Origin of the sequence: Paenibacillus sp. F411, assembly GCF_017582705.1 — a bacterium.
Classification (GTDB): domain Bacteria; phylum Bacillota; class Bacilli; order Paenibacillales; family Paenibacillaceae; genus Paenibacillus_AQ; species Paenibacillus_AQ algicola.
Map to the genome: position 1 here is coordinate 106,419 of NZ_JAGFIP010000011.1, position 14,827 is coordinate 121,245.

The window sequence follows — 14,827 nt, forward strand, 5'->3', positions numbered from 1 at the left end:
CGCTCTCCATTAAGAATATTGTAGTTCTATTTGTTCTTGTCGATATAGGCACCATGCTCAAATGAGCTCTTCTCTCCATATAGTTCCCGCGCTTTTCTGGCTGCCCCAATCTTGTTCATTTCTGCGGAGGCTTGCTCTTTTTCTAGCAGCAATTTCTTCGAAAGCTCCATTTCCTTCTTATAACATTCGCGGAAAAGTGATTCTACATTTTCAGGCCACCGAGTAATTTGCTGGAAACCTTTATACAGCTCTATCTGTTCTGACACTTTTGTACGTCTTACCTGCAAATCTTCCAATTGTTCAATATAGTACTCGTCTTCTGCAGATAGGGAAAGCAAATCCTCAGTCAATTGATCAAGTTGAATGACTAGATCTACTAAATTCATGCTTTAACCACTTTCAAAGCTTCATTCCAGGTATCTCTTAATTCAGTGACCAGTTGAATGCTTTCTAACAAAGGTTCATGATTCGACTTAACATTTGCTTTAATGATAAGTTCTTTAATATAGACATAGAGACTCGATAAGGATTGAGAAATCTCATATTTCATATCCAGTGTAATCAATAGCTCATCGATAATATTTGTAGCTTTAATTAAGTAGTTGTTTTTTTGCTCGTAATCCCCCGCTTCCATATTTTTTAGTGCCAGCTTTAAAAATTTAACACACCCGTTGTAAAGCATCAGCGTAAGTTCACCTGGGGTGGCTGTAGTGACTTGAGTATTAAAATAGGTATTAAGTGCCTGATTCATAAGTTAATTACCTCTTTTCATCAATAATAGCCCCACTCGCCAACTGTTGTAGTTTTTCCACGAGCTCAATAATTTTCTCTGATGGAAACTCTCTAATCACTAGATTTGTATCCTTGTTTATCACTTTAACAATCAAGTCTCCCGTGCTATCATGAACCTTATACTCAAATTTTTGAGGGGCTCCCTCAAGCACTTTGTTCACTTTATTAATAGCGTCCAAAACGGCACGCTCAGAAACAGATAATGGACCATATTTTTGTTTCTGAGATAATTCCAAATACTCGCCACCAACCATCGTATATGAAGGTTCTTCGCTGCTCTGCTTAATGCTTGATGACGATAGTAACGGGCTACTTAATACATCCATGTTACTACCCTCCATCCGTTACTGAAATTGTTGAGCCAACCAAGACAACTGGCTGTTACTGCTTTGAAGCGCCTTTTCCATTGCAGAGAACCTTTTATAGTACTGATCTTCTTTTTTGGTCAATCGGCTATCCCAATCAAGGATATCCGCTTGCAGGTCTGAGTATTGTTTGCCCAGATCGGTTGAAGCATCCAGTATGGCTCCACCGGATCTTCCCGCTTTCCTGGATATCTCAGAAACAGTATTATTCAATGAATTATATAGTCGATGCGCGATACCCTCGGAAGACTCGTTGTTTGAGTAATTTGTGAATAATCCTATCACCGCATCCGGATCTTCTTCTACTGCTTTTCTCAGTTTTTGTTCATCAATGACAATTTTACCGGCATCCTTAGGATTATATCCGCCTTTAACAAACTTACTGGTTGTTAGTCCAATCTCATATAAGGAATTATATTCACCTGGAACTCCATCAACAGACGTTATTAACATACTGCTTAGATTAGACTTTACTCCACTGAGAATAGAGTCCCCATATAGAAGTCCTGTTTTTACTTTTTCTTCCCATAATTTGATTTCAGTTTCACTAAGTTCTTTTTTCTCTTCAGAAAGTAAAGGCTCATAACCTCTGGCCTTTTTTTCTGTGAGCTTGGTGTTAACCACCTCTACAACTTCATTAAATTGCTTGACAAAATCTTTTATTTTGTTAACTATTCCTTCAACATCACGATCAGCCTTAACCGTTACTGGGGCTGTGGTTTTATCAAGCAGAGTATAAGAGAGACCGTCAATTGTAAATGTATTTGAATCTCTGAAGGAGGAAACACCGTCAATTTTAATAGCTGCATCCGTTCCAGTCTTCACTTCCAGGTCGACCCCTATTGCATTCAAGAAATTTCCTGTCCCATTCTCCAACTTGATCTGAGAAGCAACACCTGTCGTTTTTGAAGTAAATGTAACCCGATCCGATACCCCATCGTAGGTCATATTTACTCCCGCAGCTGATTGATTGACTTTACTCATTATTTCTTGAATACTACTAGTTTCTGAAAATGTAATGTCTACGCCATTAATTTTGAAGCTGCCGGCTCCTGACGAAAAGGTCAGCGGAGTATTAAATTTGTCAGCGATATCTACAAACGGAGTCGTTAAGTCTATTTTGGAGGATTGTTTTCCACTATACCCTATTGCGGCAAGTCCACCGTTACCTTCGTTTACAGTAATCACAGGCAAAGAACCGCCTGTTCCGACAGCATCCAGTTGCAGCGCACTGCCCGTAATGGAGGCTGTAATGCGGTTAGGACCAAAGACTTGATCCATCTTGCTTTGAAGTTGATTCATTAATTGTGTAGGATCATAGGTTCCAGCATCTAAAGTAATATTTCGGGTTGTACCGTTTAAGGATATACTTAAAGTATCATTTACTCCTGTAGTAATGTCTGTTGACGGTGACAGTGCCGATCCCGTTAATCCTACTTTCGATATACTGGCCAGACTTGATTTTACGGCATTCGAAGCCAACTCATCAACTTCAATCGTATGAGAAACGCTTTGTGTTGCACTTCCGGTAACTGTAACCTTTGAGTCATCCGTCGATGTAAATTTTGACCCAGCCAGGCTACTGCTCAAGCGAAAATTTTGCATGGTATCTCGAAAGGAACTGAGCTTTAGGTTAACCTCCCGATATGCATTCATCTTATAATCCAGCAAATCGCGTTTTTTAACGACTTTGTTATAAGGGATTTTTTCGGCGTTCATTAGTTGCTTGATAATAGAATCGATATCCATGCCAGAAGCCATCCCAGTGATTCTCATTGGCATCTTGATTGTCGCTCCTTCCAATTTCCTATATATAAATATCGTAAGAATATAATTTATTTTTTATACTGTTATAAAAAAAACCCGCCATTATGCAGCGGGCTTTTTGGGGAAGTATGAAAATCTTAACGAAGTAACTGCAGAACACCTTGTGGAGCTTGGTTAGCTTGGGCCAGCATTGCAGTAGAAGCTTGTTGCAGAATGTTGAATTTCGTGTACTTCATCATTTCTGATGCCATATCGGTATCGCGCACACGAGATTCAGCGGCTTGAAGGTTCTCAGCAGTTGCGGCTGTGTTATTGTGAATATGCTCCAATTGGTTCTGATAAGCACCGAGCGTTGCGCGAGCAGTATTCACTGTATCAATAGCCGTGTCAACCAATGCAAGTTCTGCTTGAGCATCAGTAGCAGTACCTACACCAGCTAAAGCAAGATTGGTAGCACTAACATTAATAGCAGACAAATCGATCGTTACTTTATCGCCGCTATTTGCGCCATATTGGATATCAGTTGTCGCCGAGCCTGTACCATCAATCAGCTTCTGGCCATTAAAAGTAGTCTTTGTAGCAATGTCTGTAATAGCAGCTTTCAATTGTTGATACTCTTGGTTCATAGCTGTGTAATCGTTGGTAGTGTAAGTCGAGTTACTTGCTTGTGTTGCCAGTTCCTTCATGCGGCCCAGCATGTCAGAAATTTCCGTCATTGCTCCTTCAGCCGTTTGAACCATGGAGATACCGTCTTGAACGTTACGCATACCTTGGTTCAACGATTTGATTTGTGCACGCATTTTCTCGGAAATTGCAAGACCTGCAGCATCGTCAGCAGCGCGGTTAATACGGTAACCGGAAGACAATTTCTCACTGGACTTGCCTTGTTGAGTGTTGTTGAACACCAGGTTGCGATGAGAGTTCATTGCGTTAAGATTGTGGTTAATAATCATTTTAATCTTCCTCCTTGAGTTTGAAAAAATTCACATCCTTGTGAAGTAGGCATTTTGCCTTACAAACTATATATCGACACACGAAGAAGAAAGATTAATAGCGTATCCAACAATTTCAAACTATTTTTTTATTTTTTTATCTTTTTTAACACACTCGGATCTTGAAGTGCTGATATCGCTTGGAGATTACTAGCTTCAACTTCTTCGACCAATTCCTTTCTCAGTATTTCGACATGTACGGGGGCACGAATTCCGATTTTCACACTTTCTCCCACTACAGACGAAATGTAGATCTCTATATCATTATTTATTAGGATGGATTCTCCACGCTTTCTTGAAAGTACCAGCATCTATTCAACTGCCTCCCCTTCAGATCCCAGGTTATCAAATAACAAGTTGTTTGGACGATAAATGGTCTGTTGAATGACTTGCTGCAATCCGGCTTGCTCCTTAATATTGATGATTAAAGGAGCTGCGAGATTTATTGTAGAAGCATTTAGCGGTTCCCTGATCGTTACAATACATAATATTAATGTATCTTCCGGATTTTCGATTTTTAACTTGTCTTTCAAATGATCATCAAGATTTAGCAAATAGTCTTTATACCAGTCAAATGGAGAGGTTACTATAAAGGAGATTTCCGGCTTTTCCAGACTTCGTAAATGGACAAACACCGTTTGATCGATTGTTTCCAGCTTATATTCATTCAACTCACTGAACCCAAGGATGCTCCCTTGTAAATTCAACGTCATCCCATTAATATTTTTTATCACTTTATCGCCTCCTATTAAGAAGGAACTACGGCATATGGCCATAGTTCCTTTCTTTCATACATATATATTATAGTGGCTGACCCACATATTCAAACTGTTCTTTTGCTGTAAATAGACCTCAACTTTACCCGGTTCATAAGAACTCTGAACTTTTTGAGGAGTGTATTGAATCTCAACCACGTGGGGATCCCAGTCCACCTCGGCCTGGCCAGGGTGGTAACGGAGATCAACATTCATGGTAGATGCATCGCCGACATAATCTAGACTAGATTCTTCTTGTACACGATTCCTCATCATATCTGCAATTGTGGTCTTTTTAAATTGAGCGAGTTGATTTCCCTCCTCAACAATACGAGAAACGTTCAACAAGAATTCTTGATGCATTTGACCTGATATAAGACTAAGCCATTCTTGGTGATTCCCCTTACCTAAAGCCATCCATGCTTTTGAACTGTCAACTTCCAATTGCCCTTTTCTAGAATTTATACTTATTGTAGAGGGATTACTTTGGACCTCCAGTTGCCCATGTGGAGAATTCAGGTTTAAGACTGCATTCTTAGTCTCAATCCCAATTGAACCATAAGTTTGACGAATAGAAAGACGAAGTAAATTCATACTAAGCACCTTCTAACTTTAGAGTTAACGCAGATAGTCTAGAAGGCTAATTTGCATTATTTTTGCACTTGTTGCTAAAGAAGCTTGGTACACACTTTCGTCTTGCTTCAATTTCATAATTGTTTCTGCATAATCCGCATCTTCAACTTTTGATTGCATGGCAGTAAGGTTCATTTCCAAGTCAACCAGTCGATTGCTGATGAGACTCACTCTATTTGTTTTGGCACCAATTTGTGAACGTGCTTCATTTATCTTTGTAAGTCTAGTAGACATGTTTTCTAGTTCAGCTTGAGCTGCTGCCTTGTCATCTATACTCAATGCTGTTTGAATTCTCTGCATGACTCCAAATAAATTATCCGGGTCTGTAGGCAGACCATACACGTCCTGCCCCGAAACATTAACATCTATAGAAGCTCCTTCGGTAAATTTATACGTAATACCGAATGCATCAGTCCCCTGAGTAGATGCTAATGTTACATCATATGGGGCTTGATCCGTTAACTGGCCATTAAATATAAATTTATCGTTAAATTTACTATTGCCTAAAGACACTAGCTGATCATAGATCTGCTCTAATTCAGTGCTAATAGCAATTGACGCTTCTGGAGGATTGGTACCGTTAACCGATTGTACTAACAACTGATTAGCCCTCTTAGAAATATCATTAATTTGACTAATTACTGTATCCGTATATTCCAGCCATGAAAGTGCCGTGTCTGCATTTTTCTGATATTGATCATTAAATGACAACTCACTTCGGTACCTTAATGAATAGGTTATTCCGACGGGATCATCAGAAGGCTTATTTAACTTCATGCCTGTAGAAAGCACATTCATATTGCCGTCCATTCTTACTAGATTTGTATTAATATTACGCATCATCTGCATATTCATCATACCAGGTGTAACACGTAAAGCCATGAATATCCCTCCTTATCTACCTACAACACCCATACTGTTAATAATTTTGTCCAGGTTTTGATCAAGCGTAGTCATTAATCTCGAAGCAGCTCCGTATGAATGCTGCAATTTAATTAGGTTTGACATTTCTTCATCCAGAGAGACTGCGCTCACCGATTGTCTTCTGGAATCCACCTGGTCCACTAGCAGCTGATTATTTTTTTGTTGTCTTAAGGCTTCTCGGCTTTCTACACCCATCTGACCCATAACAGCACGGTAATAATCATCTAATGTCCCGGTCTGCATTCCGTTGTTACTTGCTATAGGGTTGAATGTAAAAGAACGCTCTCTTAATTGTGACATCAATAGGGCAAGAGTATTATTACCCTTAACTACCTCATCCCCAGAAACATTCATATTTACACGTAATGATGAAGCTATTTTGTTAGGATCTTGAACGATTGAGCTATCAACACTAAAGGAGGCAGCAGTGATTGGCCCTGTGTCTTTAGAAGTAAAGAATTCACCCGCTGCTTGAGCAGGAGAAGTAAATAGATATCCGAGTTTGTGGAGACCATTTAAACCTTGTACAGTTACTATTGTATCTGCAGTTAATGTTCTTGTTGCTCCGCTATAGATTACACCATTTAATACAGTACCCTCAGGAAGCACAGAACCTGCTGGAATTGAAATATCCACATCGCCATTTGCGATGGTATTCGCCAACTCATTCAGTTGATCTAGATAATCGTTAACAATTGAATCCCTCGATTTTATGACGCCGAACAGTTCACCACTGTTTAAGGTGCTAGCACTATAAGCTGTCTCTAATTGAGCAGCATTGACAGGGACAGGAACGTTTCCAGCGACTAGCTCAAGTCCGCCTACAGTAACTCGGTAACCCGCTTCTTCGTCTACCACAGTTACATTAGCTATTCGGGATAATTCATCAATGATGAGATCACGTTGATCTCTAAGATCATTGGCGTTATCGCGAAAGCCCTCAATCCTGTTTATTTCGTAATTAAGCTGTGCAACTTGTGTCGTCAGCGTATTAATATGTTGTGCGTTTACATTGATCCCCTGCGTTAGATCGAGCTGCATATCTGTGATTTTTTTACTAGTTTCATTGAATGCATCGGCCATCGCTAGAGCATTTTCTCTAACAATCTTCCTGGAAGTTACATTTTCCGGATCCTTACTGAATTCTGACCACGATTTCCAGAAGTTATCTATGACTGTGGTTAACCCCGAGTCCGAAGGCTCATTAAAAATAGTCTCTAATTTAGATAAAGTCTCGGCTTGCACTTCCCATTCGCCAAGCGAGCGGTTCGCGTTCCAATATTGCTGATCCAAGAACTGATCTCTCACTCGTTTGATGTAATTAACTTCAACACCTGTACCAAGTTGACCAGGGGCTACTGAATTTTGCATGCCTGGCATAGAAAGCGGACGTGAAGCAACCAAACCCACAACTTGCCTTGAATAACCTGCAGTGCTAGCATTCGCTATGTTGTGGCCCGTGGTATTCATACCTGCCATCTGAGCAAAGAGGCTCCGCTTTGCCGTTTCAATCCCATGAAATGTAGATACCATAATTTCACTCCTTAATCCTTAATATGTGCGTACTACGCTTTGGCATCAAAAAAACTATTTTTGTTCGATATTGATGGGGGGATATCTGTAGGTTTTTTGTAGATCAACTCGTTATCCACGCCCACGATTATATTTAATGAAAAGTCTATGAAGTGCAGTGACTGCTCCAGTAATTGGGTTGTCAACTCATTCTCTCTCTTCAATACTAGAGCATTGTTCAACAAGCTATCGCGAACCTGCATAAGCTCTTCCTTTTCGTTAGAATCAAATACAAGTCTCACTAGCTCAGTTACACTCAGATTCAACTGCGACCGAATTCCTTTATCTTGCAGGAAAGAATTCACTTCCTCAATACGCTGTTGCTCCAGTTCACTCATTTGCCTTAACAGCCGGTTTTCTTTTGACATCAGCTGAGTCAAATTAGTCGAATTATTATCAATGATTGCCCTTTGCTTCTCTTTACCTACTGCTATCATTTCCAGATGGACGTCATTTAGCTTCTTCATTGCTGCAGTGACATTCCCTACACTCATTTTGAATCACCCGAACGGTTGAAGCCCTTAAAGTATGGCGCGAGCTTTTCTGCCAGACGATCTGCAGGCACCTCGTAGGTACCGCTTGAGACAGCATCCTTCAGCTTCTGAATCTTATCTGCCCGGGCAGGATCCTGAACTTTATGGATCTGGGCACTCAGCTCGAGTGCTTCGGATGAAATAGACAATTCATCTTTACGACTTTTCTTCTTTTCAATGCTATGCATATCTCGTGATTCTATATTTCGTTGATAGGACTGAATGTTGTTCACACGCCCGCTTTCGTTAATCTTCATTTCAAATCACCTCTTTTAATATAAAAAAGACCGATAAGCTTTACTAAGTTTATCGGTCACATATGAATCATAGTTAATAGTGCAAAGGTTAGTATTTACGGTCCCGGTCTACAGCAAAATAAGTGTCTTTATCTGTTCCTTGTCCCGTTTTGCGGGTATCATCGGCCGCTGCCTGTCTGAGTTCACGGGTCAGCCTGCTTCGACAAGAATCGCACATATTGCTCTCCTGAATCAAATTTCCGCAAACCTCACATGGATATGCCATATTTGGGGCATCGGCAATGGAAATCCGACCTTCCCGAATGAATTTAGTAATTTGACGAAGAGAAACTTCAGTCGCTTCGGACAACTCGTAGATGGTTGCGCCCTTTTCTTCACGCAGATACGAAGCACACTTCTCATATTCTTTCTCGATACCCTTTACACATTCATTGCACAGTTCCCGAAGATTGACGGTATACAGCCTGCCGCACCGAGGGCAATTTCCAAGATTCATGCGTAACAACCTCCATGCCAACCGGCACCTTAATAAGATTAGATTACCTTATTTTAGGACTTAAGTCTATCATTGAATCAAGCTGCTTTATGATTTACTTATTCTTCTCTCTATCATAACAGAGAAGGCTGCTTTTTTGAAATAAGCCATAACTCATGACCTCGCCCAAGTCAGGCAGCACACCTCCGCCGGGATGCCGGCGGAGGCCGCGGCGGTCTTCAAGGCTAAAGCGCAGGCATTGACCGTACTTCCTGTAGTATAAATGTCATCCAGCAGCAGAATGCGAAGTGGGCGGATGGCCTTAGAGCGGCTGTCAGCGCTGTTCCTTTCGTGAACAGCCTCTGATCTCAGGAGCAGGGCATCCGGTGCAGATGGCAGCATGGCAAAAAGGTTCTCCATATCCCGCACCCGGTCCATCCGGCTCTTGAAGCTCTGCTTATCTGTATGTCGTGTTCGGTGCAGAAGCTCAGAGTAAGGGACGGAAACCGCGGAGGACAGTCCCCTAGCGAGCACCTCCGCCTGGTTAAAGCCCCGCTCCCGCCTTCTCTCATCACTAACCGGTACGGAGGTGAGGACATCGGCTTCCCAGAGCCCTTGTGCACCTTCGGCAGAGCGTCTCTGCCGGACATCCCTAGCGCCTGGCTGCGCCCATATTGGATCAGCACTTCGCGGCATAGACGCGAGAAGGCTCTCCCGCTGCGCCTGCACGTAGGCATGCTTCAGCATGTGGATGAGCAGGGAGGCGATTTTTTCGTGACCACGGTACTTGTACAGCGCAAGCCATTCTTTCATCTCGGCGGAGTAGCGAACAGCGCTTCGGTTCCATACAAAATGCCGGGGACCGGCTTCAGGGCGGCTGCAATCCGGGCAGCCGATCGCTCTTCCGCAAGCGAGGCAGCGCGGCTGCGTAATCCAGGGGATTTTGGCATAACAAGCTTTGCACAGCCCCGGCATTCTAGAGCTTGGGGTGGACGTGTGCTGACATAGGCTGCAAGAGGAGCGGGCCGGAGATAGCAGCTTGTACACCTGCTGCAGCAGTGTGTGGAGAGAATGTGAGTGCATGGAGGGCTTCACCTCTTTCAGAATAATGAATAACTGCACGGACCACGGGACACAAAAGGTGACAGGTACAGCTCTGCGAAGGACAGCTGGCTTCAACGCTTTAAGTAGCCTCCTTTTCGGGCAATGACGTTCATCCTTCGGATTTGCCGGCAGGCCGCCCGCTGGGAGCTTGTCCAGGTGTGGGCCGCGAATAGAACCTTCCCGTTCGGGTCTTCTTTTGATCTGCCTGCACGTCCCGCCATCTGAATTAAAGCCGCTTCATCAAAAAGCTCACTGTCTGCGTCTAGTATAAATACATCGCTGCGGGGCACCGTAACTCCTCGTTCCAGAATGGTCGTGGTCACCAGCAGCCGAAGCTCCCGCTGCCGGAACGCCATCACCTTGGCCGCCCGCTCCGGGTCTACGGATGAGGTTCCGTCCAGTGGAACCTTGACCAGGCTGCGGCGAAGCAGCTCCAGGAACGGCTCGATATGCCGGATGCGGGATAGAAACAGAAAGACCTGTGCTCCCCGCTCAATCGAAGCCTGCAGCTGTCTCAATAAAGCAGGAGGAAGCTGGCGCCGGGCGAGGCACTGGTGCACGGAAATCATACGATGGGCCTTCGGCACCGGGAGCGGATGGCCGTGAAAACGAGCCGGAACCTTGGCATGCGGCAGGCGGCCGGCTGCTGCTTCTTGCTGCAGCTTCAGCGGCGGGGTCGCGGACAGATAGATGTATTTGCCTCCCGCCTTGCAGGCCCCCTTCGCCGCAAAGTCCAGCATGGGGTCATTGTGGTAAGGAAAAGCATCAATTTCGTCGATGACCACGAGATCGAACGCTTCTTTGAATCGCAGCAGCTGGTGCGTGGTCGCAAGCGTGATGCCGCCCTGCTTCCAGCGGTCGGGGCTTCCCCCATAGAGCGTGACGACCTGCTGCTCTGCAAAAGCGGCAGCCAGCCGGGGAGCCAGCTCCAGCACAACGTCCCGCCGCGGAGCGGCGACGAGCACCCGGCCGCCGGCTGTCAGGATGCTTTGAAGCAGCGGGAAGATCATCTCCGTCTTCCCGGCGCCCGTGACGGCCCAGATCAGGAAGCGGCCGGCCGCGGAGCCCGGCACCGCCGGCTCCGCCAAGAACCGCAGCGCCGCGCCGGCGGCGGCGCTCTGCGCTGCGCTAAGCCCCCACCGGCCCAAGGCCGCGGTGGGGGAACCCCCGGCCGTGCCCTGCACGGCCGATTGCGCTGCACCCTGCAGGAGCAGCGCACAAGCGCGGCTGCGCCCCATTGCGAGACATGTCTCGCAATAGGCACAAGCCGCGCTGCCGCACGCTGCGCATGCCGTGCGGCCCCTTGCCGCGCTGCCGCATCGCCGGCAGCGCAAGCCCCTCGCCCGGCGGCGGCGCAGCCAGCCGGGCGATCGCGGGGCGGGCTCCGCCGCCAGCCCCGCGTAAAAGCGCAGGCGGCCCAGCAGCTCACCGAGCTGGGCCGCGGCCACCCAGCCGGCGGGCACGCCCCCGCCGGCCTCCTGCAGCAGCGCTTCCACCTCCCCGGCCAGCAGCGCCCGGCCGCTTAACCATCCGCCCAGCTGCAGCGCCAAAGTATGCAGCCCCTCCCACTCCCGGGGCCCAAACAGCGCCTCCAGCTGGCGTAATCCATCATCGCCGGGGAAGAATAACGGCGCGTCAGCCAGCGCTCGGCTCCCCCTGCCGGACGCCTCCAGCAGCGGCGCGCCCACCGCATGCTCCAGCGCGGAGCGGACATACCGCCCCCACGCCTTTGAACCCCAAAGATCCATGCCCCGCTCCTCGGCAAAATCATCCCGTACCGCAGTCGCCCAACCCAGCGGCAGTCCCTGTGATAACACCACCAGCCTCTTCGCTGCGCCCGCATAACCCCTGTCATGAGACCTCACCTTTGAAACAGCAGGCAGCCCTGGAGAGCTTGTCCCCGCAGTGATCTTTCGTGCCTCGCTGCCGAACCACCAGTACAGATCCACCCGAAGATCTAGAGAAGCTATCAGCCTCCACCCCCCGGCAAGCCGAACCGCATATAAAGCTGCATCCATCCTGGACCCTCCCTCTCATAGCCTAGCTGCAATATAATCTTCCCTTCATACTTTCCAGCGCAGCTCAAAAAGCACACCCTCGCCATCGCGGCCGAGTGTGTGCTTCACATCCTGAACCTTGGGGTATACCACCTATTCTGTCTCCTACCAATACGGAATTCGGGCACCTTCGCCTCCCATCCGCAGATCGATGTAGATGCTGTCATCGTCTTGTCTGGAAGTGCTGCGCAGCTCATGCTTCAGCTCATTTCGAACGTCCTCATCCATATTGACCCATACCAGCTCGATTCCCGCGCGGTCCTGCATTCTTCCCATAATCGCCAGCGTCTCGTCCGCTGACTGCTCATCCAGCATCGTTGCCTTCACGCGGACACCACTCAACAGAGCATATAGTGAAAGGGCTCTCACGATCCATTCCACCTGCCGCTCATGGTTGGAGGTTACCAGCACATAATGCACCGCCCGGCGCCGTCCCTGCCATTGCTTGATGTATCGGGCGTGCACACCATGCACCAGCGCAACGGCTGCAGCGTATGTGATCAGGATGCCTAGCAAGTGGGCAACCATGAGACTCACCTCCTTCGTATACAGCAGTATATGCTGCCGCCTCCAGCAAGGTGAGTGAATGCCCAGGTAGTGCTGATTATATAGCGCGCAAGAATCCCCCCAACGCAAAAAGGAACCGCCCTCCGGCGATTCCCCTCCATCCGCAAGCGGCCCCCATACCTTGGGACATGCCGCTTACAGCGTCACCCAGCCATACTTGATAGAGTTGATCACGGCCTGCGTGCGGTCGTCGACCTCCATCTTCTGCAAAATGCTGCTGACATGGTTCTTTACGGTTTTCTCACTGATGAACAGGTACTCCCCGATCATCTTGTTGCTCTTGCCCTCCGCCATCAGGCGCAGCACTTCCGCCTCCCGGCGGGTGAGCGGATTGTTGTCGCCTGCGACAAATTTCACGCCGGCTTCACGCGACGTGCCTTCGGCCATCGCGCCCGCTTCATTGACATAAGTCATGCGGCGCAGCTGCTGAATGAGCTTGCCAGTCACCTTTGGATGGATAAAAGCAAAGCCCTCGTGCACCGAGCGGATCGCGTTGATGAGCGACTCGGCCTCCATATCCTTCAACAGATACCCGTTCGCCCCTTTGCGAAGCGTCTCAAACACGTAGCTTTCATCATCATGAATCGATAGAATAATGACCTTGATCTCCGGGAACATTTCACGCAGCTTCTCCGTGGCCTGCACGCCGTTCTCGGTCGGCATATTAATATCCATCAGCACGATATCCGGCTTCTCGACATTGCAGAATTCCAGCACCTGAATGCCGTCTCCGCATTCGCCGATGACGTCGATATCGTCCTCCATATTCAGAATTCGTTTCAGTCCTTCGCGGAACAGCTGATGATCGTCCGCCAGAAGCACTTTAATGACCGGTTTTTCATTATCCATAAGCTCCATCCTGTTACTCCTTTCTCTTCTCTACGTTCGTCGGGATGTGGATCACGATCTTGGTGCCCTCATTCTCGGCGGAATTGATCTCCATTCTCCCTTCAAGCAGCTCGACCCTCTCGCGCATGCCGATTAATCCAAAGTGGTCCTTGCTCTTCTGCTCCAGCAATTCGACCTTGAAGCCCAGTCCATTGTCCTGGACCACAATCTTAATCATCTGGGCCTGGTAGGTCAGCTCCACCAGCACGTACGTCGGATAGGCATGCTTGGCCGCATTCGAAAGGCCCTCCTGGACCAGCCGGTACACCGCCGCCTCCATGGCTGAAGAAAGGCGATGCTCATTGCCCCTTGTCTCGAACAACGTACGGATCTTTGTTTTTTCCTCAAAATCATGCACGTACTTGCGAAGAGTAGGAATAAGTCCCAAATCATCGAGAGCCATGGGACGCAGGTTAAAAATCACCTTGCGCATTTCCTCCAGGCTGGATCGAACCTGTCCCTTCAAATCTACTATTTCGTCCTGCACCATCTTAATTTCCTGCTTCGTCAGCATTCTTTCCACAATTTCTGTCCGCAGCACCAGATTCGCCAGCAGCTGGGCAGGGCCATCGTGAATTTCACGCGCAATTCGCTTCCGCTCTTCCTCTTGGGCTAATATAATCTTCAAGCCAATGACCTGGCGGTTCTTGGCAGACTCAATAATGCGGGATACCTGTCCAAGCTCACCCGACAAATATTCCAGCACTACGCCCATTTGAGAGCCGATGGATTCCGCGCGTTCCACCGAATGCTCAACGTTTCGCACCCTTTTTTGCAGCTCATCCCGCCGCGCCTTCAGGTACATTTCTTTCTCGCGGTAGATCATAAGATCAAGCTGAAGCTGTGTTGCCTTTTCATACGCCTGTTTGATGTCCTCTTCCTTATACCGGACGAAATCCCGGCTGACCTCTGTCAGCCGGATCCGGGAGCGGCGGTAGTTCATCTCCAGCTGGTCCACCTTTTCCAAGGTTTCCGTCGTTTCCTTCAATACCTGCTGCAGTTCCTGATTGAGAGACACCAGCTCATCGCGGGCCGTCTCCAATATTTCAAACATCTGGTATTTGCTGTCCTCCATCACCTGGATGGCGTTCTTTATGACACGATCAATGGCATCAGCTTGATAATCCACGCACTCTACTCCATTTC

General features: G+C 47.2%; 18 protein-coding genes. All 18 read right to left on the minus strand.

The features are described 5' to 3' along the window. Window positions 1–26 precede the first annotated feature (26 nt). Window positions 27–386 (minus strand): hypothetical protein, encoded by a 360-nt coding sequence (locus JJQ72_RS12745; protein ID WP_208203916.1) that lies wholly within the window; start codon window positions 384–386, stop codon window positions 27–29. Then, entirely contained in the window at window positions 383–751 is a 369-nt protein-coding gene (gene fliS, locus JJQ72_RS12750) for a flagellar export chaperone FliS (RefSeq protein ID WP_208203917.1), read from the minus strand. Before fliS ends, JJQ72_RS12745 begins: the two co-directional genes overlap by 4 nt. Window positions 752–758: 7 nt before the next feature. Next, on the minus strand, window positions 759–1,118 hold the full coding sequence (locus JJQ72_RS12755) for a flagellar protein FlaG (protein ID WP_208203918.1): 360 nt from the start codon (window positions 1,116–1,118) through the stop codon (window positions 759–761). Window positions 1,119–1,136: 18 nt separating this feature from the next. Beyond that, window positions 1,137–2,939: a flagellar filament capping protein FliD gene (gene fliD, locus JJQ72_RS12760; protein ID WP_208203919.1), complete on the minus strand. Its 1,803-nt coding sequence runs from the start codon at window positions 2,937–2,939 to the stop codon at window positions 1,137–1,139. 122 nt (window positions 2,940–3,061) lie between these two features. Continuing rightward, window positions 3,062–3,877, minus strand: coding sequence for a flagellin N-terminal helical domain-containing protein (locus JJQ72_RS12765; RefSeq protein WP_208203920.1), 816 nt, complete (start codon window positions 3,875–3,877; stop codon window positions 3,062–3,064). A 128-nt stretch (window positions 3,878–4,005) separates the two neighbouring features. After that, entirely contained in the window at window positions 4,006–4,227 is a 222-nt protein-coding gene (gene csrA, locus JJQ72_RS12770) for a carbon storage regulator CsrA (protein ID WP_208203921.1), read from the minus strand. Next, the gene (gene fliW / locus JJQ72_RS12775; protein ID WP_208203922.1) at window positions 4,228–4,650 is read right to left on the minus strand and encodes a flagellar assembly protein FliW; all 423 of its coding nucleotides are present in this window, start codon (window positions 4,648–4,650) and stop codon (window positions 4,228–4,230) included. It lies immediately after the preceding gene. A 54-nt stretch (window positions 4,651–4,704) separates the two neighbouring features. Continuing rightward, a complete protein-coding gene (locus tag JJQ72_RS12780; protein WP_208203923.1) occupies window positions 4,705–5,265 on the minus strand; it encodes a DUF6470 family protein in 561 nt (186 codons plus the stop codon). A 24-nt stretch (window positions 5,266–5,289) separates the two neighbouring features. Next, complete coding sequence (gene flgL / locus JJQ72_RS12785) at window positions 5,290–6,186, minus strand: flagellar hook-associated protein FlgL (protein ID WP_208203924.1); 897 nt, start codon at window positions 6,184–6,186, stop codon at window positions 5,290–5,292. Between the two features lie 12 nt (window positions 6,187–6,198). Beyond that, entirely contained in the window at window positions 6,199–7,761 is a 1,563-nt protein-coding gene (flgK, locus tag JJQ72_RS12790; protein ID WP_208203925.1) for a flagellar hook-associated protein FlgK, read from the minus strand. Window positions 7,762–7,793: 32 nt separating this feature from the next. Continuing rightward, window positions 7,794–8,294, minus strand: a complete 501-nt coding sequence (locus tag JJQ72_RS12795) for a flagellar protein FlgN (RefSeq protein WP_208203926.1) — start codon at window positions 8,292–8,294, stop codon at window positions 7,794–7,796. After that, window positions 8,291–8,590, minus strand: coding sequence for a flagellar biosynthesis anti-sigma factor FlgM (gene flgM / locus JJQ72_RS12800; protein ID WP_208203927.1), 300 nt, complete (start codon window positions 8,588–8,590; stop codon window positions 8,291–8,293). Before flgM ends, JJQ72_RS12795 begins: the two co-directional genes overlap by 4 nt. Before the next feature lie 88 nt (window positions 8,591–8,678). After that, window positions 8,679–9,086 carry a TIGR03826 family flagellar region protein gene (locus JJQ72_RS12805; RefSeq protein ID WP_208203928.1) on the minus strand — a complete coding sequence of 136 codons (408 nt, stop codon included), beginning with the start codon at window positions 9,084–9,086 and terminating at the stop codon, window positions 8,679–8,681. A 153-nt stretch (window positions 9,087–9,239) separates the two neighbouring features. Next, window positions 9,240–10,244, minus strand: a complete 1,005-nt coding sequence (locus tag JJQ72_RS12810) for a ComF family protein (protein WP_243896067.1) — start codon at window positions 10,242–10,244, stop codon at window positions 9,240–9,242. Beyond that, the gene (locus JJQ72_RS12815; RefSeq protein WP_208203929.1) at window positions 10,241–12,187 is read right to left on the minus strand and encodes a helicase-related protein; all 1,947 of its coding nucleotides are present in this window, start codon (window positions 12,185–12,187) and stop codon (window positions 10,241–10,243) included. Before JJQ72_RS12815 ends, JJQ72_RS12810 begins: the two co-directional genes overlap by 4 nt. A gap of 144 nt (window positions 12,188–12,331) precedes the next feature. Next, window positions 12,332–12,754, minus strand: a complete 423-nt coding sequence (locus tag JJQ72_RS12820; RefSeq protein ID WP_208203930.1) for a hypothetical protein — start codon at window positions 12,752–12,754, stop codon at window positions 12,332–12,334. 174 nt (window positions 12,755–12,928) lie between these two features. Next, on the minus strand, window positions 12,929–13,651 hold the full coding sequence (locus JJQ72_RS12825) for a response regulator (protein WP_138227270.1): 723 nt from the start codon (window positions 13,649–13,651) through the stop codon (window positions 12,929–12,931). 4 nt (window positions 13,652–13,655) lie between these two features. Continuing rightward, window positions 13,656–14,810, minus strand: coding sequence for a sensor histidine kinase (locus tag JJQ72_RS12830; RefSeq protein WP_138227271.1), 1,155 nt, complete (start codon window positions 14,808–14,810; stop codon window positions 13,656–13,658). Window positions 14,811–14,827 lie beyond the last annotated feature (17 nt).

What these genes read in the sequence shown, in the direction of transcription:
- JJQ72_RS12745 (WP_208203916.1), bottom strand. Translation starts at nt 386, where the DNA reads ATGAATTTAGTAGATCTAGTCATTCAACTTGATCAATTGACTGAGGAT.
- fliS (WP_208203917.1), bottom strand. Translation starts at nt 751, where the DNA reads ATGAATCAGGCACTTAATACCTATTTTAATACTCAAGTCACTACAGCC.
- JJQ72_RS12755 (WP_208203918.1), bottom strand. Translation starts at nt 1,118, where the DNA reads ATGGATGTATTAAGTAGCCCGTTACTATCGTCATCAAGCATTAAGCAG.
- fliD (WP_208203919.1), bottom strand. Translation starts at nt 2,939, where the DNA reads ATGCCAATGAGAATCACTGGGATGGCTTCTGGCATGGATATCGATTCT.
- JJQ72_RS12765 (WP_208203920.1), bottom strand. Translation starts at nt 3,877, where the DNA reads ATGATTATTAACCACAATCTTAACGCAATGAACTCTCATCGCAACCTG.
- csrA (WP_208203921.1), bottom strand. Translation starts at nt 4,227, where the DNA reads ATGCTGGTACTTTCAAGAAAGCGTGGAGAATCCATCCTAATAAATAAT.
- JJQ72_RS12780 (WP_208203923.1), bottom strand. Translation starts at nt 5,265, where the DNA reads ATGAATTTACTTCGTCTTTCTATTCGTCAAACTTATGGTTCAATTGGG.
- flgL (WP_208203924.1), bottom strand. Translation starts at nt 6,186, where the DNA reads ATGGCTTTACGTGTTACACCTGGTATGATGAATATGCAGATGATGCGT.
- flgK (WP_208203925.1), bottom strand. Translation starts at nt 7,761, where the DNA reads ATGGTATCTACATTTCATGGGATTGAAACGGCAAAGCGGAGCCTCTTT.
- JJQ72_RS12795 (WP_208203926.1), bottom strand. Translation starts at nt 8,294, where the DNA reads ATGAGTGTAGGGAATGTCACTGCAGCAATGAAGAAGCTAAATGACGTC.
- flgM (WP_208203927.1), bottom strand. Translation starts at nt 8,590, where the DNA reads ATGAAGATTAACGAAAGCGGGCGTGTGAACAACATTCAGTCCTATCAA.
- JJQ72_RS12805 (WP_208203928.1), bottom strand. Translation starts at nt 9,086, where the DNA reads ATGAATCTTGGAAATTGCCCTCGGTGCGGCAGGCTGTATACCGTCAAT.
- JJQ72_RS12815 (WP_208203929.1), bottom strand. Translation starts at nt 12,187, where the DNA reads ATGGATGCAGCTTTATATGCGGTTCGGCTTGCCGGGGGGTGGAGGCTG.
- JJQ72_RS12820 (WP_208203930.1), bottom strand. Translation starts at nt 12,754, where the DNA reads ATGGTTGCCCACTTGCTAGGCATCCTGATCACATACGCTGCAGCCGTT.
- JJQ72_RS12825 (WP_138227270.1), bottom strand. Translation starts at nt 13,651, where the DNA reads ATGGAGCTTATGGATAATGAAAAACCGGTCATTAAAGTGCTTCTGGCG.